The sequence below is a fragment of the Psychrobacter sanguinis genome, assembly GCF_020736705.1.
Classification (GTDB): Bacteria; Pseudomonadota; Gammaproteobacteria; order Pseudomonadales; family Moraxellaceae; genus Psychrobacter; species Psychrobacter sanguinis.
Genome location: NZ_CP085990.1, coordinates 2,788,687 through 2,811,534 on the forward strand (window position 1 = coordinate 2,788,687; position 22,848 = coordinate 2,811,534).

A 22,848-nucleotide genomic window follows, 5' to 3' on the forward strand; every position below is an offset into this window, starting at 1 on the left:
TACTATTCATGCCCAGCACTCCTCACTTTTCATAGGTTACCTGTTATAGCTTACTACCAGACACTGACAGTCAGTTTCCCCCTCATCAATCGCTTGTTTTTTGTGCCTGCTGGATTAAACCGTCAACCCTTATGCTCACAATCAATCCTAAAATATTTACCAAAGCCAGTCTCTTTCTTCTATCACTACTATTATCCGCTACATTATGGGCACAAGACATTCACCAACTCAAAACATTGGCCAATAAGGGTGACAGCGAAGCCCAATTTGAGTTGGGCGTAATTTATGATAATGGCGATCAACTGCCTCAAGATTTAAAAAAAGCTGCTTACTGGTATACCAAATCAGCTCAACAAGGTCATGTGGACGCTCAATACAATATTGGTGACATGTACCGTACTGGCGATGGTGTCACTCAAGATTATGTCCAAGCCGTGCAATGGCTATCAAAAGCCGCTGATCGAGGCTCAATAGAAGCTCAAAATGACTTAGGCTATTTGTACATGGAAGGTATTGGGGTGCCTCAAGATTATCGTAAAGCATTTGAGTTACTTAGCCAATCTGCCAATCAGGGCTATGCCTATGCTCAAAATAATTTGGGCACCTTATACGAAAAAGGGCTTGGCGTACCTCAAAATTACAAGATGGCTTTAGCATGGTTTGTCATGGCATCAGAGCAACAGCTCGATTTGGCAGAACTAAATTTAGGCAGCTTGTATTTTATGGGACATGGTACAAAGCAAGACTATCAAAAAGCGGCCAAATGGTATCAAAAAGCCGCTGACCAAGGCTATGGCGATGCCCTAAGCAATTTAGGGATTATGTATCAACACGGATTATATTTTGAAAAAGACTATGCCAAAGCGTTAGACATGTTTCAAGCGGCCGCATAGCAAGGCAGTAGCATGGGAAAATATAACTTAGGCAATCTCTACCAGTTAGGTTTAGGCGTACCGAGAAATCTCGATACTGCTAGAGATTTGTTCCAAGAAGCCTGTCAAGAAGGCAGTGATCAAAGCTGTGTGGCTCTCACTCAACTGCTGAAAAAACGATTATCAAAGTAATTTCAATTTTACCCAACTGCCGAAACAGCTGGTTAACTGCTCTAATCCACTGCTGCTTTAACCAATATGTCAGAAAATTAATTATTAATATTGTTAATATATAATTAAAGAACCTATTAAATAAATTATTCAATAAACTCATTAGTCTTCTTACTTATAATTTCTAAAGACAGGCCGTTTCAAGATTATAGATTTACCAAATCACTAAGCTTATTTATTCTCATTAACTAAAGAATAACGGTTTTTATTCGTTATTCCTTCATTATGACTACCCTTGATACTTTATAATTTATTTTACCTGTTCCTAAAATAGCGGGGCTGGCACAATCTAAATATAGGGGTCGGCTTACTGTTTTATGCAGATAGAAAATTACTGCCTTTCACCTTCTCAAGTAATCGGGTCATTATGATAGAGAACTATAACCACTTTTTATTAGTTTGCGGCGTTGCTTTTTTACTGGGCGGTTTTGCGCCCTATTTTCTAAAACGCTTGCCCGTTTCTTTGCCCATGTTACAGGTGGTATTTGGCTTGATTATGGGCTACTTCTGGACCAGCTTTCCTTTTTTAAGCCCCATTGACAATGGCACGTTTGTTGAAAAGCTTTGCGAACTGGTAGTCTTAGTATCGTTGGTTGGTGCCGGTATTAAGCTTGATACTCCTCTTAAATACAAAAGATGGCGACCCACCATACGTTTATTACTGATAACCATGCCGTTATGTATTGTGGCTATGGCCGCATTAGGCCATTATATATTTAGTTTGAGCCTAGGTGCAGCTCTGCTACTTGGAGCGGTACTGGCACCGACTGACCCTGTACTGGCCTCTAGCGTTCAAGTAGGCCCACCTAATGATGGTGAAGAAGACACCCCTCGTTTTACACTAACTTCAGAAGCAGGCCTCAATGACGGTCTTGCCTTCCCATTTGTGTACCTTGCTATCAAAATTGCAGAGCATTTTGCAACGTCCGATAAGGTAACCTCCAGTTTACTACTTGAGTGGTTTACCATGGATGTGGTTTGGCGGATTGCAGCAGGGCTAGTCACGGGTATAGCCGTTGGAAAAATTATTGGCCGTATTGTTTTTTCTAACAGAACTAAAGAAACAGCCATGTCTCAAGGCTATGTGGTCATTGCCATTACCCTTTTGGCCTATGGTTTGGCAGAGTTTATTCATGGCTATGGCTTCATTGCGGTATTTGTGGCAGCATTTGCTTTTAGACGTACCCAACATGGCCACGATTACCATGAGGAGTTACATGACTTTGCCGAGCAATCTGAAGGCCTATTGATGTCATTGGTGTTGGTTATCTTTGGGATGGCGCTAGGTCAGGGACTTCGCTCTGGCGTAGAGCTAACTTGGCAGGTTTATGCAGTGAGTCTGATTATCCTGCTGCTGGTACGTCCTATCGCTGGTTGGATAGGACTGGCAGGCTTGAATTTACCTCATAAAGAACGCTTTGCCATTGCAAGCTTAGGCATACGGGGTATTGGTACTTTTTATTACTTGGCTTATGCGCTCAACAAGGGAGTTTTTGATCCCACTGAAGCCAGCGACTTATGGATTATTTGTTCGATGGTAGTAATTGGCTCAATCTTTATCCATGGTATAAGTGCGCCCACTTTAATGAAGTTATCTACTGGAAAAAAATAACTTAAAAATAGTCATCGAGCAGGACTTATTTTAACTTACCTATTTAAATGACATGCCCAACTTAAATGACATGCCCTACCCATTCGCTATAGCTTTACCCACTGTTGATAGAAGTGGGTAAAGCTTACCTAAATGAATCTAATTAAAAAGCCACCTTCTTCAAAACCTCAAACGCAAAGGCCCTGACATAAGAAGCTGCGATCCAAAAAGCAATCAACTAGTCTTTTTGGTCAAACCATTGCAGAATGGCTTCAGTGAGGGCGAATTGACGAATATCAGTACTCATCACCACATCATAATTATGGACGTAGGCCATGGCAAGCTGACGCTCACTGTCACACCAAGCTACTGAACCATTATAGCCCATATGGCCAAAAGCAGTGCTCAAATCATCGCTGCTATAGCATCGGCTGAATACTCTATGATACCCCAAGCGCCACTGCATGCTGTGCGGATCGGCGGCTGGCATAATTGCATCTCGTCCCTCGACTTCGATTTTTGACAGCGCATCGAAGACTTCCTCAGAAATAAGCCGTTTCCCCTGCCATACTCCTTTATTGGCAAGCATCGCATACATTTTGACTAAGGCTGTAGCAGACGCCACATTATTTGCTGCAGGTATTTTTGCCATTAAAGAGTCGGCCGTATAGTAATTAAAGCCTGAACGCCCAGCAGGTACCAAAGCATACTTAAAGTCCTGCATTTGAATGCTACTCATATCAAAGTAAAGATTGGCGATATCTAAAGTATTTAAAACGGCCTTATCAACCCCTTGCTGAGTATAAACACTCTGCCAACACGGATAACTGGGCAAGCTTTGATAAAACTGCAATGTCTGTTCACTATCCGAACGCAGTTTGGGCTTACCTCTTCTTTTTTTGGTTACCACCTCCTCCGATTCTGATTCATCATTTATCTTGATAAACGACTCGAAATCTTCAAAGTTTTTAGCAAGGGTCGCCACGCTAGCTAACTTATCTTCTGGCACGCCAAAATAAAGACTACCCTCAATACCTAAAGGCTCAGCCAAATACTCATCAATCACTTGATTTAGCGTTTTGGCAGTAACCTTCTCTATCAAACCGCCCAATACCCAGCCAGATACCAGTGCACTATAAGCACTTGTGGCCTGTTCATTAGCAACTGTCTGAGGAGCCATGGCTTCAACACGTTTTAACATCTGCGTCCAATCCAGCATGTCCTCTGCGGTGTCGGTGATGGCTTGAATGTTAAATAGCCCAGACTGATGAGTAAGCACCTCTCTCAATGTCATATTCTGCTTACCATTCGCCCCAAATTCAGGCCAATAATTAGCCAGTGGCTGGTCATAGTCCAAGAGCTTATGAGTCACAAGAATATGAATTAAAGTCACCAAGACGCCTTTTCCAGTCGAAAAGTTAAGCGATAAGGTATCTTTAGTCCATGCCTTATTTGGTAGCGCATAACCCACACTGGCTTCTGCGATCAGCTGACCCTTATGATAGACCACCACTGACCCACCTGCTGGAGCATCTGAGAGTTGTAACTGCTGCATGATTGCGGTCAACTGGGATTGTAGGTCGGCTTGTCGGTTATTCATAGCATTACTCTAACGATAGGGTATAAAAATAGGGGTCAAAATTAATAATCTTAAGGTGAGAAAATAGGGCTTTATCGAGTGTTTATCCCATGCGCTATATCTATCTGCGCGATGCTTTCTGTTGCATACTCTATAGGTAAACTACTAACGTAATTGGCAATAGGTATTGATACTAAGTTAGCCCAGTTTTTGATTAGCGGGGTACCAACAAACGCATACGTACTTCTTCTTCGAGCCCAGTTAAGCCATGCTCTCTACCGCGTTCTATGGCAGTATCCATCTTACGACCTCGTAGCCAGCCAGCGCGTAACGCGATGCAAGCCCCTACTCTATTGCCTGAACCGCAATGTATTAGAGTTTTTTGACCATGATGAGCCCGTAAAGCTTTATCAAACTCTAATAAATTTACTTGCTTTAAGTCATCAGCTCCTGAAATAGGCAAATGCGTATAATGGATGCCTGCTGCTTCTACCGCTGCTTTTTCATCAAAGCTCAGCTCCGACTCTGGCTGCAAATTCACAATATGCTCAATCCCTGCTTCTGCGATTTTAGCCACTTTCTCAGGAGACAGTCTGCCGGTTACCACTGTATTGGCATCCGGAAACTTAGCATCTTCGAGTACTTCTGCTAATGCATTTTGTAGCGAATTTACAGCATTTTCTTTTTCAACATCAATCGTCTCTGTAGAAGTAGAGTCCACTTGATTTGCAACATCATTTGCCATATTGGCTCCTTTAAAAACGTAATAAATTCAGCCAAAGCAATATGCCTTAGCTGAATCTTATTCAATATAGACAATAAGTTAGACTCAATTTAGAACCAATCTATCGAGGGAAACAAGTGTAACTAAGGCAAGTCATCAGTTCAACGATTTCGATAAAGATAGGTTATTTTATAAAATAGGTCTTATATTGCCTTGGCGTTAAAGCTTACAGCTTTTTAATAGTACCTGCCAGATGTGGCTTATCATTTTTTGCACTATATAAATCAAAATCTATTGTACCTGCTTCTTCAAGAGTGGCCACATTCTCACCAATTAGCTCTACCTCTGATGGCAAAAATATTGGCAATTTAAAAGTGACATTGACCGTATAAGCCTCTGGTAAATCCATTAAGCTCAAACACTTGGCTTTCGACCACATACCATGCGCAATGGCTTTAGGAAAACCAAAGGCTTTAGCAGTTACAGCATGTAGGTGAATTAGATTAAAGTCACCTGAAATTTTTGCATAACGGCGTCCGATATCCTCTGGCACCGCAAAAACACTGTGTAAATAGCCGTGAGCCACTTCGCGCTTTTGATTAATGGTTTTAAGTTTGTTGTCTTTGCTACTGCTTTTGCCAGTTTTCTGACGTGACAGGTAAGTAGAGGTGCCTTCCCACACTAACTCTGCATCGCTATAGACTTGGGTGACGAAGTCAAATTGCTTGCCTTTGTCATGATTGCGCAAATTAGCAAAACTTACTCGCATTGATACTTCTTCAGAATCCGCGATTCGGCGATACTGCGTGACTGAGTTAGCCACGTGAACCAGACCCAACATCGCAAACGGAAATGCCTCATCAACCATCATATTCATCTGTAGAGACTGCGACAGCACTGAAAAATACGTAGGGGGAATTTGACCATTATCTGCAAAACCACAAATGCGGCGATAGTCTTGCAAATTGTTTTTATCGACTTTTAACTCATTTACCACATAGGTGGCTTCAGGCAAACCAGTGCTTTTGCCTTTTGCGTGACCACCAATGACAGGCAATAGTGATTTAATGATTTTGGGATAAGTCTGACTGGCTTCAGGTAAGCTTTTGAATTGACGAGTCGTCATAATAAGTCCTTATTTTATGGGCGTTTTTTATATTCATTTTTTAGGTGTTACATTGTCACTGTCGTATAAGCAGCTATTGTCCCGGTCATACGGCGTTAATATAAAAATTAACATTGAACATTTAATAAATAGCATTGGCCAAACTGTTACAAAAAGAGCCATCTTAAAGATGGCCCTTCACTGCAAATATCGTAGATGGCATTTATCATACATAATAAAAACATTATGAGGATAAAAGCATGACGAGAATAAAAACTTCATTAGAAAAAAACTTAGGTTTGTCGATTTACATTAAACCCTCGTCTTTCATTTATTCTCGTTAACTTATTGGCTTACATTATTGGTTTAAATTAAGCACCCAATAAGCTTTGACCACAAACACGTACAATATTGCCGTTAACGCCACCAGAAGCTGGAGCCACCAACCAAGCAGCTGTTTCTGCAACGTCGATTGGAAGACCACCTTGACTCATAGAGTTCATACGACGACCCGCTTCACGAATGGTTAACGGAATAGCTGCTGTCATTTGAGTTTCAATGAAGCCTGGCGCCACAGCATTAATGGTAATGCCTTTGTCTTCTTCTCTAAGCTTCTTAGCCGTTGCTTGTACCAGACCGATAACCCCAGCTTTAGAGGTGGCATAGTTAGTCTGACCTAAATTACCTGCAATACCAGAAATTGAAGACACACAAACAATACGGGCATTTTCGTTTAAGACATCGTTCTCAAACAAGTAGTCGTTAATAACAGCAATGCTTTGCAAATTAATATCGATTACCATGTTCCACTGTTTTTCGTCCATCTTAGCTAAGGTTTTATCGCGCGTTACCCCAGCATTGTGGATAATACCATCTAGGCCATTACGTTTGGCAGCAGCTTCAGCAATCTTCTGACCAGCATCTTCAGCCGTAATGTCTAAGGCCAATGTTGAACCACCAATCTCGCCAGCTACTTTTTGTAGGTCCGCTTGTTGTTGCGCGACATCTAAGCAAATAACATGGGCACCATCACGGGCCAAGACACGCGCCATTGACTCACCAATACCACGGCTTGCACCAGTCACTAAGATAGTTTTACCAGCAAGCGGTTTGGACCAATCGACTTCTTCAGTATTACCCTTACCAATACGAACCACTTGACCAGACACATAGGCTGAACGCGCAGAGATAAAGAAACGTAGTGATGAATCTAAATTAGCTTCGGCACCTTTGCTAACATATAACAGCTGAGCAGTAATACCATTTTTGAACTCTTTACCCACAGACTTAACAAAGCCTTCTAACGCTCTTTGAGCCAGAGTTTCACCAATCGACTCACACTCTTCTGGTGGACGACCGATAATAATAACGCGACCAGATTTTTCAACTTGACGTGCGACAGGATGGAAGAAATCATACATTTGTTTTAAGTCAGGCGCGTAACCGATATTACTGGCATCAAAAATAAGTACTTTGTATTTATCACTGTTATCTTCACTGCCTTTAGCCTCAATACCAGCATTTGTTAAAGCGTCTTTGTGCGCCTCATCACCAGCAACATAGACGTCAGCGTGTAAGTTATTTAATACGGTAGCCACAGCGTCACTGACGCGGCTGTCCTCTCCTGAGGCTGAACCAAATAAAACACTGCCACGAACTACTTTTTCACCCGCTTCAAAGCGATCTAGTTTGGTAGGTAGCGGTAAGCCTAGGTTTTTAGCTACTTTTTTTCCTAGGGGCGACTGTACAAACTCTCCATAGCGATCTGACATAAAATCTCCTAATTATATTATTGGACTTTTGGTGGATTAACGCATAAACCTTTTTAATAGCTTATCTAAGCTTATAAACACTGGGGTCTATAAACTAAATCTAAGCCCATTAGCGTTTGTTACTCTCACTTAATGAGCGATGTTTTAATGGGCTATATTTTCAATTTAATGGCACTTATGAAACCTAAAACTACGACTGCTTAGTTCATAAATGTTATTCAGCTTGCTTATTTATCTATCGGTTATCTGTCTATTTATCTACTGTCTACTTGTCTATCCTTAACAATGACAACTACAACTACTTATCTATTATCTTTATATCTGTATATCTGTATTAATTAACTAGTTAATTTAATCCAATCATCATTGTGCACAATCTTTAAGAGTCTAACAAAAATGACTCTATTAATTCTGTCATTAATTATATTAATGTATTTATTTACTGCTTTATTAAATCTGCTTATTCTAAAGATACTAGGTTTTTTGTTAAAAAAATGCCTTATATGACGGCATCAGTAACACTTCTTTCACACTATTAACCACTTCCTATAAATATGCAACGATATAAGATTGCCAATTATTATTGATGTGATAAAATCAAACCTAATGTTATGAATACACCTATTAACAATAACATTATATTATTATAGAACAACATTCGCCACAATGCTTTAGTAACAATGTTAAAATTAGCCATACTTACTGAGTAGCATATAGAGTTAACCTAGTTTATTTGTAAGCTAACCGCTAAAGCTATAATTATAATCACAACCCTTAACCCAATTTAAACCACGAGCCGTCTCATTAGCTGTCTTTGACTTTTTTTGAGAATAAATGGCTTTCTTATAAGTTATGAAATATAAGGATATTAAATGAGCAACTCAAATTCAAAGAACAATCAAACTGACAACAAATCAGCCGTAACCTCAACGGTAGTTAGTAAAGCAGGCGAACCTTTGTTAGACGAAAATTCTGCCAATGGCAATAACGCCAATCAAGCAGAGTCAACTGTAGATTTATCAGAACTTCAAAATGAAGTTGTTTCTTCTCCAAAATCAGAAGCCGATGCATCGATTGTTGCAGACAGAGCAGCTAAGCAAAAAATAGTTGAAGAAGCCAAAGCACAAGCCAAGGCCGATGCTGACGCTGAAGAAGAAGCCGATTTAGCTGAATCAGAAAATACTGAGTCAGACAGCAAAAAGCCATCTGATACCAAACAAGCCTCTAATACTAACGCGGAAGACAAAACTGTGAATAAAGAAGAAAAACCAGCCAAGCAAGACACTAAATCTGACGACTCTAAAAAAGAGTCTGCTGAAAAATCTAGCGCTGCAAAAGTAACATCAACTGCTCCAAAAGCAGCTGCTCTTCCCCGCCGTGTGGCTATTTTAGGTGGCAACCGTATCCCATTTGCTCGCTCTAACGGCCCATACTCAGATGCCAGCAATATTGATATGTTGAGTGCCGCTCTAAACGGTCTGGTTGAACGTTATGAATTACAAGGTGAGCGTGTTGGTGAGGTAGTGGCAGGTGCAGTATTAAAGTTAAGCCGCGACTTAAACCTAACTCGTGAATCAGCATTGAACACAGCACTTGACCCACAAACTCCAGCTTATGATGTGTCTCAAGCTTGTGGTACTGGTCTTCAAGCAACTTTCGCTGCCAGCAATAAAATTGCACTAGGTATTATTGATTCTGCGATCACTGGTGGTGTTGATACCACGTCTGATGCACCAATCGCTGTGGGTGACGGCCTACGTAAAGCGCTAATCAAACTGGGTGCTGCCAGAAACAATAAGCAACGTTTAAGTGCGTTAACAAGTATTAATCCTAAAGAGCTAATCGATGCGCCACAAAATGGTGAGCCACGTACTGGTCTATCAATGGGCGAGCATCAAGCAATTACTGCTTTAGAATGGAACATTACCCGTGAAGCACAAGACGAGCTAGCAGTTAACAGTCATCACAACTTAGCCCGTGCTTACGAAGAAGGTTTCTTTGACGATTTAATCACCCCTTATAAGGGATTAACCCGTGATAATAACCTACGCCCTGATTCTTCATTAGAAAAATTAGCAACCTTAAAGCCTGTATTTGGTAAGCGTAATGCCAACCCAACCATGACCGCTGCTAACTCTACTCCATTAACGGACGGTGCTTCTTGTGTTCTTTTGGGTACTGATGAGTGGGCAGAAGCTCATGGTCTAAAACCATTGGCTTATATCGTTCATCAAGAAACTGCAGCAGTAGACTTCGTTGGTAAAGCAGGTCCTAAAGAAGGTCTATTGATGGCCCCTGCGTATGCTGTGCCACGTATGCTTGAGCGTGCAGGTCTAACCCTACAAGACTTTGATTTTTACGAAATTCATGAAGCATTTGCCTCACAAGTATTGGCTACTCTAGCCGCTTGGGAAGATGAGACTTTCTGTAAAGAGCGTTTAGGTCTTGATAAAGCACTAGGCTCTATTGATCGTAGCAAGCTAAACGTAAATGGTTCATCATTAGCGGCGGGTCACCCATTTGCTGCTACTGGTGGTCGTATTTTAGCCACTGCTGCTAAACTTCTAGATCAAAAAGGATCAGGTCGCGCTCTAATTTCTATCTGTGCCGCAGGTGGTCAAGGCGTTACATGTATCTTAGAAAAATAAGACCTTTCTATAGGTTAATTTCTAAATTAGAATAAAAAAAGAGTCCAATTTGGACTCTTTTTTTATGGTGATTTTTATAGCGCTGCTAAACTAGATATTAACCTATCATACGCCATTTTGTCCTGCACATTTTGATATCTCGCTATCTTAACGTCTTCAATCAGACCCATTACCTGCTGGATACGTTCTAATGTCAGTTCAGTAATTGAAGCATATCCGCCTAAGTTTAAATCTGCTTGTAAAGGATCTAATCCTAGGCTTAGGCGACTAAAATCCATTAGCATAAATTCAGAAAGCTTAATAAAATCGTCTATAGAAAGGTTCTTTTGCCAATAATCACTGGCAGCAATACTGCTACGCTTACCGACTCTAAGTGCTAACCAAACCTTAATCCAAGTGTCCCGATGTTTATACCAGTCACTATCGAGCATGTCTAATGCTGCTAAAGGGGCACCGTTGGCAAGCTTTAATGCCTGCTCGATCTGCACCGTTAAACTAACCTCATTATCAAACGGGATAACATTATTTTGTTTCACAAAGTTGGTGAGATAATCAGTAACTTTATCACGCTCAATGTGATCGATGGCAACCTGTTGCACTCGGCTCTTAATAGTAGGCAGTAGCTTAGTTGGCCAATCCGTTATGAGCAACAGATGAATCCCTTCACGGGGCTCCTCTAAAGTCTTAAGTAGCGCATTTGCTGCTGCCACGGTCATCATATCGGCATTGTCTATCACACATACGCGGCGACCGGAGCTGCCCTGACTAATAAAAGGCTGTAGGTCACGAATCTCATCTACTTTAATGGAAGTTTTAGCAGGCTCTGAGGAGACCGTGTCGGACTTTTTCTGAGTCTTTTTGGTAGTGCCTTTACTCTTTTTGGTGGCCTCTTTGTCTTCACTGTCTAACATCATTGGTAAGCTTGAGTCTGGCAAAACTTGTAAATCTGGATGAGTGCCAGACTGCAGCCATTGGCAACTTTGACAATGACCACAGGCACCTTGCTGATTAGGACTTCCTATTGTCTGTAACCTATTATCACACAACAACCAAGCAACAAAGCGCCAGACAAAGGCGCGCTTGCCAATCCCTTGCATACCTGCAAACAGTAAGCCATGGGGCAATCGATCATAACGTGAAATAAGGTGATCCCATGCCGGCTGTTGCCATGGCAATAAAGGTTCAAAATAAACACTGTGATCCGAGCTAAGCTGCTGTTTCATAATCGACTGTTTGACCTTTTATAACGGGTATAAGAGTTGCCCTTAGTAGACAGTGTTCTCTACTGTAGCTCGCTGATAGGCAGAGCATTTAAACGATCTAAGTCTTGCTGCATATCCACACCTGGGGGCAGTTGTACACTCGCCTCGGCTATGGCAATTTTCTCACCGTTCTCAAGTACCCTTAGCTGCTCAAGACTCTCTAAATTCTCTAACACCCCAGGCGACCAACGCACAAAGTTTTGCAATAATTTAACTCGGTAAGCATAGATACCCAGATGTCTATAAGCGTGATTCGGCACTTCAAGCTTGGGTGCAGTGCTCTCACTACCCTCGTTACTGTTGGCTTGCGCCATGGCCAGAGCATGATCTCTATCACAAGGGATTGGGGCACGGCTGAAGTACAATGCATTTTGTAAGTTATCAGTAACCACTTTGACCACAGAGGGGCGCATGAACTCTTCATAGTCCATAATTGGCTCATAAAGAGTAGACATCACACAATCAGGTTTGCTGACTAACAGATCTTTGACTTGTTCTAATAACTGAGGCGGTACCAACGGCTCATCGCCTTGCATATTGACTACGATGTCTTCTTCAACCCAGCCTTTAATTTTAGCCACTTCGCTCAATCTGTCAGTGCCAGAAGCGTGGCTTGCATCAGTCATAACCACATCATAACCTGCTTCACGACATACTTCTGCGATTCTCGTGTCATCGGTTGCAATACATAAGTCATCTGCAAAAGTGGCTTGGCTCGCTTTTTGTGCCACCCATAAAATCATAGGTTTGCCATGGATAAGTAGTAGCGGTTTACCCGGTAATCGAGTGCTTTTGAAACGAGCAGGAATGACAATATGAACTTTTGGCTGTGAGGCTTTAGTAGGAGATGCGCTCATCTGATTTCTCTCGACTGATATTTAAAGATAGAGGTGATGGATGGGGTTGAGAAAGTAGCTAAACTAAAAATTTAGCTTAGCACAGTCTAATTAGCTATACCCAGTGAGTTTAACTGATGATCTAAAATTTTATAAGTGTTTGGGCTTAGTACAGCATGGACTGGCAATACCCAAATAGACAGATTTTGCAGTTGGGCAGTGCTCTGTACCAATGGGGCAATTTTTACAGCATCTTTGGAGGTGATTATAATTGGTTTATCGGTCAACCCAACCAAATCTTCTACACTAAATTGGTGGTGATCTGGTTTAGGCTTTGGGTCAACCTTATAACCTAACTGTTGTAGCGTATTAAAAAATCGCTGAGGATAGCCAATGCCACTGACCGCATAAACGTGTTTGATATCAGTTATTTCGCTAGTATCAATTATATTTTCAATATTAGAGCCAGACTGACCATTAATCAAAGGCTTTAAGGCAGCGGACTGTAAATGCATGCGTAGTTTACTATTGGTCTGTTTATCTTCCGAGCTTTGCTGATCTAAGCGCTCATGAAAAATCACAGTGGTATCTTGCAAACGGCGAATCGGCTCTCTCAAGAATCCCGTGGGTAACAATTGCTTATTACCAAAGCCTCTGGCACTATCCACCACTACCCACTCAATATCTCGCTGTAGCTTATAATGCTGTAGACCATCATCTGCAATGATTAATTGGGTATCAGGTTGGTGTTTGAGTATGCTTTCAATAGCCTGTTGCCGATTGGGACATACTGCAACCACTGCGCCCGTTTCGCGGACAATTAAACAGGGCTCATCACCAACGTCTTGAGGCTTACTTTGCAAGGTAACGATCTGCGGCATTAATGATTCATCACCGCCATACCCTCTACTGATAACGCCAACTTTAATGCCTTTATTTTTTAAATAAGTGACTAACTCAATAATTAATGGCGTTTTTCCGCTACCACCTACCGTAATATTACCAACTACCATGACCGGTATAGGCGCTCTATAACTGGACAAAATACCTTTTTGATACAACTTACGCCGAATATACGTCACAGCACCATATAATCCGCTTAGTGGCAGTAATAACCACAGCCACCCTGCCTCATTTTGCCAAGCATTAACCATGGCCAACTCTAAATTAAAAGCGTTGCCTTTGTTTTTATCTTCAGAGTCCGTTGCTTTGAGTTGGGTTGCCATAATAAGTCACAAATGTAGGGTTAAATATTTTTGCTTAGGCTATTTACTTTAAAGGGGTCCATCATTACGAATAGACCACCTTAATACCATAAACAGACAATATTGAGAATTTAACAATATCGAGAGGTTTTAAGCACAAGAAACTAATCAACCTAAATTAATTATAGATAACTATTTAGCATAGACCGCTACTCAGCGTTAAATTGGCTTTCCGCGAAATCTCTATCGTACATGTGGGCATATTGTCCTGATAGTGCCATCAGCTCTTCATGGCTACCAATTTCAACAATTCTTCCTTTGTCCATAACCACAATTTTATCAGCTGACTCAATGGTGGTCAGTCTATGCGCAATCACCAACGTGGTTCGATCTTTCATCACGTTTTCTAAAGCTTGCTGAATATAATATTCAGACTCATTATCTAATGCACTGGTGGCCTCATCTAAAATCAATATCGGTGCATCTTTTAACAAAGCTCTGGCAATTGAAAGTCTTTGACGCTGACCACCTGATAACTGAAGACCTTCAGCTCCAATAGCGCTATTATAACCATCAGGCATTGCCATAATAAAATCATGAGCAAAGGCAGATTTAGCCGCTGAAATAACTTCCTCTTCAGTCTTAGAAGCCAAATCACCATAGGCTATATTATGGCGGACCGTTTCATTAAATAGAACCACTTGCTGATTGACCATACCAATTTGAGCACGTAGAGAATCAAGCGAGATAGATTCTATTGGCATGTTATCGATGTAAATATCGCCCGAGCTTGGCTCTAGAGTACGGGTTAGCAAATTAACCAATGTGGTTTTACCAGCACCACTTTTGCCCACAAAGGCCACTGTTTCACCAGCTTTAATATCAAGGGTGAAATTTTGTAAAGCTTTGGTACCATCAGGATAATGCATAGAGACATGATCAAATACAATATCTCCTTTAACCCGCTCAATATGAGCGCCACCATCCTCTTCTTCTGGCTCATCTAGGAGGGCAAAAATCGACTCACCAGCAGCAATACCTTTTTGTAATTTCTCATTGATGTCGGTTAAGGTTCTCACTGGCTTACTTAATAGACCAGCAGCAGTCAAATAAGAAATAAACTCACCTGCTGTGGTGTTAAAGATTACTTCAGGTCTTAAGGCAAGCCATATAACGATTGAAAATGCCAAGGCCATTAATAGCTGTACGGCAGGCGTATTGATACTGTTGGTAATGACTATTTTCATGCCTTGCTTCAAATTTTCTGAAGAAGCTTTTTCAAAACGCGCTTGCTCATAGGGTTGCCCCCCATAGTTTTTGACAACTTGATAGCCGCCAATAACTTCATTGGTAATGTGACTCACATCACCCATCGATTTTTGAATACCCTTCGATAGCTTTAGATAGCGTTTAGACGCCTTTTGGATAAGCCATAAGATGGGGGGTAACACTAAAAATAAAATTAAAGTTAAACGCCAGTTCGAATAAAGCAAATAGCCAAGCAAGGCTACCACTGTCAAACCATCTCGAACTATAGTTTTTAAAGAATCAGTACTGGCTGCGGTAACTTGCTCCACATCAAAAATAAGTTTTGAAGAAATGGTACCTGCTGGATTCGCCAAAAAAAACGAATTAGGTAAGCGCAATAACTTATCAAACACTTGCACCCGCAGCTTATACACTAAGTTTCTTGAAATTAAAGCCGAAAAGTAATTCCCTAAAAACGAGCCAAAACCTCTGATCGTAAACAAAAGTATAATCAAAAACGGAAACAGATCTAACTGCGATTGAGTACCATTATTAATGGAATCAGTAATAAATTGAATTAGTTTTGCGATACCAATTTCAGTAGCAGAGTTGATACCAAAACCAATAATGGTTAAGCCAACGGCCCACCAATATGGAATAATATACTGCATCAATCGAAGGTAGGTTCGGGTTTGCGGAGGATGTTGCGATTGAGGTTTTATTTTAGATTTTATTAAGCTGTTTTCAGGATCTTTGCGATCGTTGGAAGAAGTTGACGATGCATCTTTAGGTGATGGATTAGTCATCATGTGCCTTTTTTTATAAAATTCATTTAAAGCGAATCCTAGGACATTGGTTAATGCATATAAGGCAATAATTACCCTGCATCATTTTCTAAACGTCATTTTAACGCTTACCTGCCTCAAAGACTCGCTCTGTAAAAGGTAGATTATGATTTAAAGTGCTGTAATAAAGCCTCTAGTTCTTCGTGACTGTGGAAAAAAATCTCCATACTACCTTTACCACCTTTCTTTTGTTTGAGCTTGACTGTGGCCCCAAGATAATCAGATAACTGTTGGTTCAGCTTCTCAATCTCTAAATCTTCATTTTGCGAAGCTGGCTTAGTGTTTTTCTCTGGATTAAGAATGGATTTAACCAACTTTTCTGCATCACGTACAGTCATAGACCCTTCAATGATCTTTTCTGCAATGATAGGCTGCTGTTCTGATGATAAGGACAATAAAGCGCGAGCATGTCCCATATCAAGATGGCCTTCACTCAAATGAGTCTTTACATCTTCATGCAAGTGGTTAAGTCGCAACAAGTTTGAGACTGTAGTCCTCGCCTTACCCACTACCTCTGCAATCATCGCATGACTCATCCCAAATTCAGTATGGAAACGCTGTAAAGCAGCGGCTTGCTCTATCACAGATAAGTCTTCGCGCTGAATATTTTCAATTAATGCCAGAGCAATGGCCAACTCATCAGACAAAGCACGTTCAATAGCAGGAATAGTATTTTGTCCTGCCATTTTGGCCGCACGCCAACGGCGCTCACCAGCGATGATTTCGTGGGTAATGGTGTCTGATACTTTTTCTTCGTTGGCCAATAAAGGGCGAATTACGATGGGCTGCATTACCCCATGTTGTCTGATTGAGGACGCCAATTCAGCCAACGCCGTCTCACTCATGTCACGTCTTGGCTGATATTTACCTGCCTGCAGACGCTCAACATCCATTTGCACTAAGGTCATCTCTTCATCAGAAGCCTCATTGGCAGGCTTAACTGAAGTCGTTTCGACCTTATTGACTGCTGTCTTTTTTCTAGGGGCAACTTTCTTAGCTACCGTGGTATCTTCTATCACAGACTCATTTTGAGCAGGCGAGTCTTTAGTCTCGCGATCAACTTGTAAGTCGTCACGTAAAGCGGCAGCTGTGATTGCTTTTTCTTTTTTAATAGACCCGAGTAGAGCATCTAACCCTCGGTTTGCAGCTAATCCACGCTTTTTTGCCATCTTGGTTATCCTCTACAACCTGCTTACCTGATCTGTTAAGTGGTCTTGATGCTGGTAAAAAACCAACCCCTGAACCACTTAAAATCTAAAATAGTGATAAATATGAGACCACCCCATGTGGGAGGTTCATTTTAATGAATTGTGTGTCTCTTGCAAGTGCCATGGCCAGTTATTATTAGTTTTTAATGACTATAAGCAATTAACCGCCAAAACTAATCGCGTTTTGAAGGCGTCTACCGGCTTTGTTTAATAATCTCTGTGGCCAGTTTCCGATAAGCCTGCGCCCCTTTTGAGCTTTTCTCATAATCTAGAACTGGCATACCATGCGCAGGCGCCTCTGCCAAACGCACGTTTCTAGGAATAATAGTTTTAAACATTAGCTCACCAAAATGAGACTCCAGTTCAGCAGAGACATCGTTAGCTAAGGTGTTACGAGAATCAAATAAAGTTCTCAATACTCCACGGATATGCAGCTCTGGATTAAGATCTTTTAATCTATCGATCGTTTGTGATAAATCTGCCAAACCTTCGAGTGCGTAATACTCACATTGCATAGGAATAATAACACCCTGCGTGGCCACCATCGCATTAATCGTCAAAAGGTTAAGGCTTGGCGCACAGTCTATAATGACATAATCATAATCGTCCACTGTTTGCATGGCCTTACTCAAAAGTAAGTGACTGTCACTTTTACCCATTAAGGTAATGTCGATGCCAGACAAATCACGATTGGCACCCACTACATCGAATCCTGCTGGACTTGGGTAAATAGCCTCTTTTAAATCAACGCCATCTAATAAAACATCGGCTATGGTCAATTCAAGCGAACGCTTTTCAAGCCCTGTGCCTGATGTGGCATTACCTTGGGGGTCCAAATCAATAAGCAATACTTTTTTACGTCGACCGGCAAGGCTTGCGGCCAAGTTCACTGCTGTTGTGGTCTTACCCACACCGCCTTTTTGATTTGCAATTGCCAGAATTTCCATAGGGCTACTCTTTTACCTCAATAAAGCAGGTTGATTTAAATAGTTATTATATTATCAATTAAATAATGACACGGCTCTGTGATTTATTAATCACTTATTTTGACCAGTTCAGTCAAATGACGGGTCTCGTGCAAATAAGGTACATCCAAAGCGATATGCTCTATCTGCCACTCATTGACCAGAGCATTAATATCCTCTGGTTCAGGAATTAACCCTTTCATGGCTTGAAGCCAGCCATTTTTAGCTAACCTTGGTTCAGCAGCGTCAACGAAATCTGTCAAGCTAGCGAACGCCCTTGAGGTGACCACATCAAACTTATCATGTTCTTCAGGCACAAAATTCTCAATACGACTGGCCACTGGGATCACGTTGGTTATTTTAAGCTCAGAGATAGATTGGCGAATAAAGCGAATCTTCTTTTGATTACTGTCTAATACGGTAACCTCACGCTGCGGCTGACAAATAGCGATGATGACACCCGGCAAGCCTGCTCCCGTACCAATATCTAAAAGCTTACCAGATTTCAGATGTGGCAATATGGCCAAGCAGTCAATAATATGTTTAATAAGCGCTTCTTTTGGCTGTTTAATTGCTGTCAGATTATAAGCTTTGTTCCAGAACAACAACTTATCCAAATACAACATTAATTTACCGCGTTGTTCAGCACTAATCTCTAGCTTTAATTGTTCAATCGAATCAAGCAAAAGTCTATCAAGTTCTTGATATTGATTAGATATCACTTGAAACTCAGTGGGGGTCATCATTTTATCGCTACCATACTGTACTATAATACAGGCAAATTCTGGGTTTATCTGAAGCCAAAGTGTTTAGCGTGGCATTATAACACGTTCCAAATTTTTTTAGATGTTATCCCGATGTCTATCATGCGATATACTCAACATTATTTTTATTCATTTTTTCATCATTTGATTTGAGCAAATTATGTCATCTTCTAGCAAAGCTACGCTTCCTAAAAACAAAGCCCCAAAAACAGACGGTAGCAAACACCTAACTCATGCGGATACAGCTTCTCGTTTTGAGAGGCAGTATGGTAATGCAAAGTCAAAAAAACTCAAGCAAATAAATGAATTAGAGAATAACTCAAACCATCCAAATGCGACTATACCTGCCACGGAAACAGTAACCGAAATAAAGCAAAAGTGCAAAGTGGCTGTCGCCCAGTTAAAAAAACACAGCGATAGCGAACTCCTGCCTGCCTCAACCGAACTGTCCTCCGTATTAAGCTGTGGCTTTGGTCAAGCACGTTCAGTTTCTGCCCTTAATACCGCCTTCGATATTTCAGCGAGTGGTTATAATGTCTTCGCGGTGGGTGAAAAGGGTCTCGGCAAAAGAACCTTTATAACTCAATATCTATGTAGTAAAGGTCATAAACAAGCCGAAGTAAAAGATTGGATTTATACCCATAACTTTCATCAACCCAACAGACCGCTTGCCATTGCCTTATCACCAGGTACCGCACAAAAACTGTCCTCAGAGTTATGCGATATATGGCAGCATCTGACCAACTACTTAAGTACAGTGCCTACTACGGAATACAAAGAGAATAATAAACTTGGCCCTATAAATAGCCCAAACCAAGCAAATAAAAAAACTGTCCTAAATAAAAAAGCTACTGCTACGTCACATAATATTTATAAGTTATCACAGCATCTTCAAAAAATAGTTGAAGAAGCTATAACGCCTTTATTCAACTCATTATTTGAGCAGTTTTATCAAAACGAGAAGTTGCTAGCGTTTTTGAGTGCAATGCAGCAAGACCTTATTATTCACGCACCTCTCATTTATCAAGGACAAGATGAGCGCTTTGTCCCTGCCCCTAACCAATTATTGCCTGATCGTTATAACATCAACATTATCAGCGCCAATGCGCCAAATCTGCCGTTAGAATATGGGCTTAAACAAACCCAACATCATACTCCAGATAGGGCCCCTATTGTCTTTGAACCCAACCCAACCTCTGACAATATTTTAGGTAAAATAAATCAGTCATTGCACGCCGGCAGTACCCTCAGTAATCACATGATGATTAAACCTGGCGCTTTACACAAAGCCAATGGTGGCTATTTAATATTGGAAGCCTCACATATTAATGAGCATCCCGAAGCCTGGCACGGGTTAAAGCTGGCGCTACGAACATCAAAACTAAGCCCAGTAGAAGCGCGCCAAAATGCAACACTTGGCGATAATCTATTAACACCAGAGGCGATTCCACTGGAAAATAAAATTATTTTATTGGGCGAATCAGATTTATATGACCATTATGCTGAACAAGACACAGAGTTCTTGTCTTTATTCAAAATAAGAGCCGATTTTCATGAAGAGATTATCCGTACCGTAGACAATGAAGTACAGATGGTGGCTAAAATGGCAGACATCATTGCCAAGTATAAGCTGAAGCACTTTGATAGTACGGCGCAAGCGGCAGTACTGGAGTTTTTAAGCTTATTGTGTGAGGACCAAAATAAATTAAGCCTGCATACCGACAGTCTAATTCAGATTATGCTTGAGGCTAATCGTCTGGCCAGTGTGAATCAGGCGACACTGGTCAGTGCTAGCCACGTAAAACAAGCTCTGACAGACATTAGTTATCGATCAAGTTATCTAAAAGAGTTGTATCTACAAGAGATTACCGATGGACAGCAGCTTATCAGTACCTCTGGCACAGCCATCGGTCAAATCAATGCGTTGACCATCATCGATTATGCAGACAGTGAGTTTGGTATGCCGGCTCTATTGACCGCAGTGGTCCAACACAGTGTAGGGTCTGGCGATATTTTAGATATTGAGAGAGATGTTGAGTTAGGTGGCAGTTTGCATGCTAAAGGTATGTTAATTATGAATAGCTATTTACGCGCCCTATTTAGCCCCTACCATCCGTTAAACTTCACAGCATCTTTGGCATTTGAACAAAGTTATGCTCACATTGATGGAGACAGTGCCACTTTAGCGGAAGCTTGTGCCTTGCTATCGGCTTTGGCTGATACCCCTATTTCTCAATCTCTTGGTATAACCGGCTCAATGAATCAATTAGGAAGAGTTCAAGCAGTGGGCGGTATTAATGCCAAAGTAGCTGGCTTTTTTGATGCGTGCTTGCACCAAGGGTTAACCGGCAATCAAGGGGTTATCATGCCCTATGCCAATATCTCTCAATTGATGCTGCGCGACGATATTATAACGGCGGTTCAAGATGGTAAGTTCCACATTTACGGGGTCAAAAGCTTGAGCGAAGCGTTGACCATATTGGCCGATATGCCTGTGGACACACTCAACAAAAAAGGCCGCTATCGTAAATCCAGCCTGTTTGGAAAAATTATCAAAAACCTAAAAAAATGGGAAGAACAGCTTAACCCTCCTGAAGACAGTGAAGAGGCGGAGCAAGACTCAGACACCACAGCAAAAATGACCGATAAAAAAAGCAACGTTAAGCTCACCGATAAAAAATTGCGATAATCAAACCGTTTTTCTTAGCGTTTTTTTCAGCAATAACTAAACCTTTCCCAATGAAAAAAGTTTATTTGACCTTAGTATTTTATTTGGCCGTAGTATAAGGACAAGAATTTATTTACGGTAAAAGTTTAGAGGCTATCGTATCGTCCCTAAAATTATGCTATTTTTTAGTTTGGCTATACCACTACTGACTTGATAATCAAGAAATCTATGATGACTGATATGACAACGAGTAAGGAAACAACCCAAAGCAAGCGTACTCAGAAGATGAGTGCGCCCACTGCCAATAACAGTACTGCCACTACTGCGCGCCAGTGGGAGCTATTAAATCTGTTAGAGCGCGGTAGCTGGCGAGGCACACATCATTTGCATGAGCAGTTAAGTTTGGCTAATTTCGATGTGAGCCTGCGTACTGTACAGCGCGACTTAAATGCCTTATCAAAGCGCTTTCCTATCGAGAAGAACAATGCCAACCCACAAGGGTGGCGCTGGAAAGAAGATGCCCCTGTTCAAAGCTTACCGCACATGAACTTGTCGCAGGCTGTGGCATTCAATATGGTCGAAGCCAATTTGGCTCAGTTACTACCTCCTGCCATATTGGACGAACTGTTTCCTTGGTTTGACTTAGCCCGACGTCAATTAAAAGACAGTAAAATCACCCATAATTGGTTAGATAGAGTGCGTATTGAACCTGCTACTCAGCCCCTCATTGCCCCAGAGATTTGCCGAGAATGTAAAGACTCCATCTATCAAGCGATATTTTATGAGCGCCAAATAACGGCCTGCTACACCCGCCGTAACAAAGACAACGCAGGTAATTATGCTTTAAATCCCATCGCAATTGTACAGCGAGGGGTGGTTATTTATTTGCTGGCCACTAAAGTGGACGATGACAAGCAAATTATCCGTACCTTTGCCCTCCACCGTTTTACAGAGGTCACTGTTGAAGACAACAAAGCAGTTATTCCAGAGGACTTTGATTTAACCACTTATCTAGACTCTGGCGGTATGGGGTTTGCTCATTATCTATTTAGAGACTTGCCAAATCGTGGCAAAGATACCAAGATTACCTTAGTTTTTAATGGTAAAGCGGGTACTAGCCTTACGGAAAGCCGCCTCAGTGAAGATCAAACTGTTATTGATGACGAAGAAAATAATACCCAAACCATAACCGCCACAGTTAATTTAACCTCACAATTGGTATGGTGGTTACGTGGCTTTGGTAAAAAGCTGATTGCTATCGAACCCGAGATATTGGCGATGGCAGTGAATCAAGATGAACCAATTGCCTAAATCTGACTTACAGA

General features: G+C 41.3%; 17 protein-coding genes. 6 read left to right on the forward strand and 11 right to left on the reverse strand.

Translation table 11 applies throughout. The features are described 5' to 3' along the window. Positions 1–131 precede the first annotated feature (131 nt). The 3 genes from LK453_RS11725 to LK453_RS11735 all read left to right on the forward strand — a co-directional run bounded on the left by LK453_RS11725 (position 132) and on the right by LK453_RS11735 (position 2,715). Positions 132–893 carry an SEL1-like repeat protein gene (locus LK453_RS11725; RefSeq protein ID WP_201534066.1) on the forward strand — a complete coding sequence of 254 codons (762 nt, stop codon included), beginning with the start codon at positions 132–134 and terminating at the stop codon, positions 891–893. 12 nt (positions 894–905) lie between these two features. Then, positions 906–1,064, forward strand: coding sequence for an SEL1-like repeat protein (locus tag LK453_RS11730; protein ID WP_201527252.1), 159 nt, complete (start codon positions 906–908; stop codon positions 1,062–1,064). A gap of 406 nt (positions 1,065–1,470) precedes the next feature. Next, entirely contained in the window at positions 1,471–2,715 is a 1,245-nt protein-coding gene (locus LK453_RS11735; RefSeq protein WP_201527251.1) for a cation:proton antiporter, read from the forward strand. Between the two features lie 217 nt (positions 2,716–2,932). Here LK453_RS11735 and LK453_RS11740 read toward each other — a convergent pair whose 3' ends face one another. The 4 genes from LK453_RS11740 to LK453_RS11755 all read right to left on the reverse strand — a co-directional run bounded on the left by LK453_RS11740 (position 2,933) and on the right by LK453_RS11755 (position 7,874). Continuing rightward, on the reverse strand, positions 2,933–4,294 hold the full coding sequence (locus LK453_RS11740; RefSeq protein ID WP_201527250.1) for a serine hydrolase domain-containing protein: 1,362 nt from the start codon (positions 4,292–4,294) through the stop codon (positions 2,933–2,935). Positions 4,295–4,487: 193 nt separating this feature from the next. Next, on the reverse strand, positions 4,488–5,018 hold the full coding sequence (locus LK453_RS11745; RefSeq protein WP_007393609.1) for a protein tyrosine phosphatase family protein: 531 nt from the start codon (positions 5,016–5,018) through the stop codon (positions 4,488–4,490). A gap of 205 nt (positions 5,019–5,223) precedes the next feature. Next, the gene (locus LK453_RS11750) at positions 5,224–6,123 is read right to left on the reverse strand and encodes a MaoC family dehydratase (protein WP_201527249.1); all 900 of its coding nucleotides are present in this window, start codon (positions 6,121–6,123) and stop codon (positions 5,224–5,226) included. A gap of 350 nt (positions 6,124–6,473) precedes the next feature. Then, the gene (locus LK453_RS11755; RefSeq protein WP_201527248.1) at positions 6,474–7,874 is read right to left on the reverse strand and encodes a 3-oxoacyl-ACP reductase; all 1,401 of its coding nucleotides are present in this window, start codon (positions 7,872–7,874) and stop codon (positions 6,474–6,476) included. A gap of 1,250 nt (positions 7,875–9,124) precedes the next feature. Between LK453_RS11755 and LK453_RS11760 the strand changes: the two genes are divergently transcribed. After that, the gene (locus LK453_RS11760; protein WP_446686670.1) at positions 9,125–10,522 is read left to right on the forward strand and encodes an acetyl-CoA C-acetyltransferase; all 1,398 of its coding nucleotides are present in this window, start codon (positions 9,125–9,127) and stop codon (positions 10,520–10,522) included. 74 nt (positions 10,523–10,596) lie between these two features. Here the strand turns inward: LK453_RS11760 and LK453_RS11765 are convergent, their stop codons facing one another. From LK453_RS11765 to rsmG, 7 genes are all read right to left on the reverse strand, one after another. Next, a complete protein-coding gene (locus tag LK453_RS11765; RefSeq protein ID WP_201534072.1) occupies positions 10,597–11,745 on the reverse strand; it encodes a DNA polymerase III subunit in 1,149 nt (382 codons plus the stop codon). A gap of 59 nt (positions 11,746–11,804) precedes the next feature. Further along, positions 11,805–12,641: a 3-deoxy-manno-octulosonate cytidylyltransferase gene (gene kdsB, locus LK453_RS11770; protein ID WP_201534075.1), complete on the reverse strand. Its 837-nt coding sequence runs from the start codon at positions 12,639–12,641 to the stop codon at positions 11,805–11,807. 86 nt (positions 12,642–12,727) lie between these two features. Next, the gene (gene lpxK / locus LK453_RS11775; protein WP_201534079.1) at positions 12,728–13,846 is read right to left on the reverse strand and encodes a tetraacyldisaccharide 4'-kinase; all 1,119 of its coding nucleotides are present in this window, start codon (positions 13,844–13,846) and stop codon (positions 12,728–12,730) included. 188 nt (positions 13,847–14,034) lie between these two features. Beyond that, the gene (gene msbA / locus LK453_RS11780; protein WP_265088893.1) at positions 14,035–15,882 is read right to left on the reverse strand and encodes a lipid A export permease/ATP-binding protein MsbA; all 1,848 of its coding nucleotides are present in this window, start codon (positions 15,880–15,882) and stop codon (positions 14,035–14,037) included. A 140-nt stretch (positions 15,883–16,022) separates the two neighbouring features. Continuing rightward, positions 16,023–17,087: a ParB/RepB/Spo0J family partition protein gene (locus tag LK453_RS11785; protein WP_201534094.1), complete on the reverse strand. Its 1,065-nt coding sequence runs from the start codon at positions 17,085–17,087 to the stop codon at positions 16,023–16,025. Positions 17,088–17,320: 233 nt separating this feature from the next. Then, on the reverse strand, positions 17,321–18,073 hold the full coding sequence (locus tag LK453_RS11790; protein ID WP_201534097.1) for a ParA family protein: 753 nt from the start codon (positions 18,071–18,073) through the stop codon (positions 17,321–17,323). Positions 18,074–18,159: 86 nt separating this feature from the next. Next, positions 18,160–18,837, reverse strand: coding sequence for a 16S rRNA (guanine(527)-N(7))-methyltransferase RsmG (gene rsmG, locus LK453_RS11795; RefSeq protein WP_201534100.1), 678 nt, complete (start codon positions 18,835–18,837; stop codon positions 18,160–18,162). Between the two features lie 178 nt (positions 18,838–19,015). On the opposite strand from rsmG, the gene LK453_RS11800 reads away from it, so the two are divergent. Both LK453_RS11800 and LK453_RS11805 read left to right on the forward strand, forming a co-directional pair. Beyond that, positions 19,016–21,544, forward strand: coding sequence for a Lon protease family protein (locus tag LK453_RS11800; protein ID WP_201534103.1), 2,529 nt, complete (start codon positions 19,016–19,018; stop codon positions 21,542–21,544). Positions 21,545–21,763: 219 nt separating this feature from the next. Then, positions 21,764–22,834 carry a helix-turn-helix transcriptional regulator gene (locus LK453_RS11805; RefSeq protein ID WP_227674368.1) on the forward strand — a complete coding sequence of 357 codons (1,071 nt, stop codon included), beginning with the start codon at positions 21,764–21,766 and terminating at the stop codon, positions 22,832–22,834. Positions 22,835–22,848 lie beyond the last annotated feature (14 nt).

Coding starts and splice junctions, on each gene's coding strand:
- LK453_RS11725 (WP_201534066.1), top strand. CDS start 132: ATGCTCACAATCAATCCTAAAATATTTACCAAAGCCAGTCTCTTTCTT.
- LK453_RS11730 (WP_201527252.1), top strand. CDS start 906: ATGGGAAAATATAACTTAGGCAATCTCTACCAGTTAGGTTTAGGCGTA.
- LK453_RS11735 (WP_201527251.1), top strand. CDS start 1,471: ATGATAGAGAACTATAACCACTTTTTATTAGTTTGCGGCGTTGCTTTT.
- LK453_RS11740 (WP_201527250.1), bottom strand. CDS start 4,294: ATGAATAACCGACAAGCCGACCTACAATCCCAGTTGACCGCAATCATG.
- LK453_RS11745 (WP_007393609.1), bottom strand. CDS start 5,018: ATGGCAAATGATGTTGCAAATCAAGTGGACTCTACTTCTACAGAGACG.
- LK453_RS11750 (WP_201527249.1), bottom strand. CDS start 6,123: ATGACGACTCGTCAATTCAAAAGCTTACCTGAAGCCAGTCAGACTTAT.
- LK453_RS11755 (WP_201527248.1), bottom strand. CDS start 7,874: ATGTCAGATCGCTATGGAGAGTTTGTACAGTCGCCCCTAGGAAAAAAA.
- LK453_RS11765 (WP_201534072.1), bottom strand. CDS start 11,745: ATGAAACAGCAGCTTAGCTCGGATCACAGTGTTTATTTTGAACCTTTA.
- kdsB (WP_201534075.1), bottom strand. CDS start 12,641: ATGAGCGCATCTCCTACTAAAGCCTCACAGCCAAAAGTTCATATTGTC.
- lpxK (WP_201534079.1), bottom strand. CDS start 13,846: ATGGCAACCCAACTCAAAGCAACGGACTCTGAAGATAAAAACAAAGGC.
- msbA (WP_265088893.1), bottom strand. CDS start 15,882: ATGATGACTAATCCATCACCTAAAGATGCATCGTCAACTTCTTCCAAC.
- LK453_RS11785 (WP_201534094.1), bottom strand. CDS start 17,087: ATGGCAAAAAAGCGTGGATTAGCTGCAAACCGAGGGTTAGATGCTCTA.
- LK453_RS11790 (WP_201534097.1), bottom strand. CDS start 18,073: ATGGAAATTCTGGCAATTGCAAATCAAAAAGGCGGTGTGGGTAAGACC.
- rsmG (WP_201534100.1), bottom strand. CDS start 18,837: ATGATGACCCCCACTGAGTTTCAAGTGATATCTAATCAATATCAAGAA.
- LK453_RS11800 (WP_201534103.1), top strand. CDS start 19,016: ATGTCATCTTCTAGCAAAGCTACGCTTCCTAAAAACAAAGCCCCAAAA.
- LK453_RS11805 (WP_227674368.1), top strand. CDS start 21,764: ATGACAACGAGTAAGGAAACAACCCAAAGCAAGCGTACTCAGAAGATG.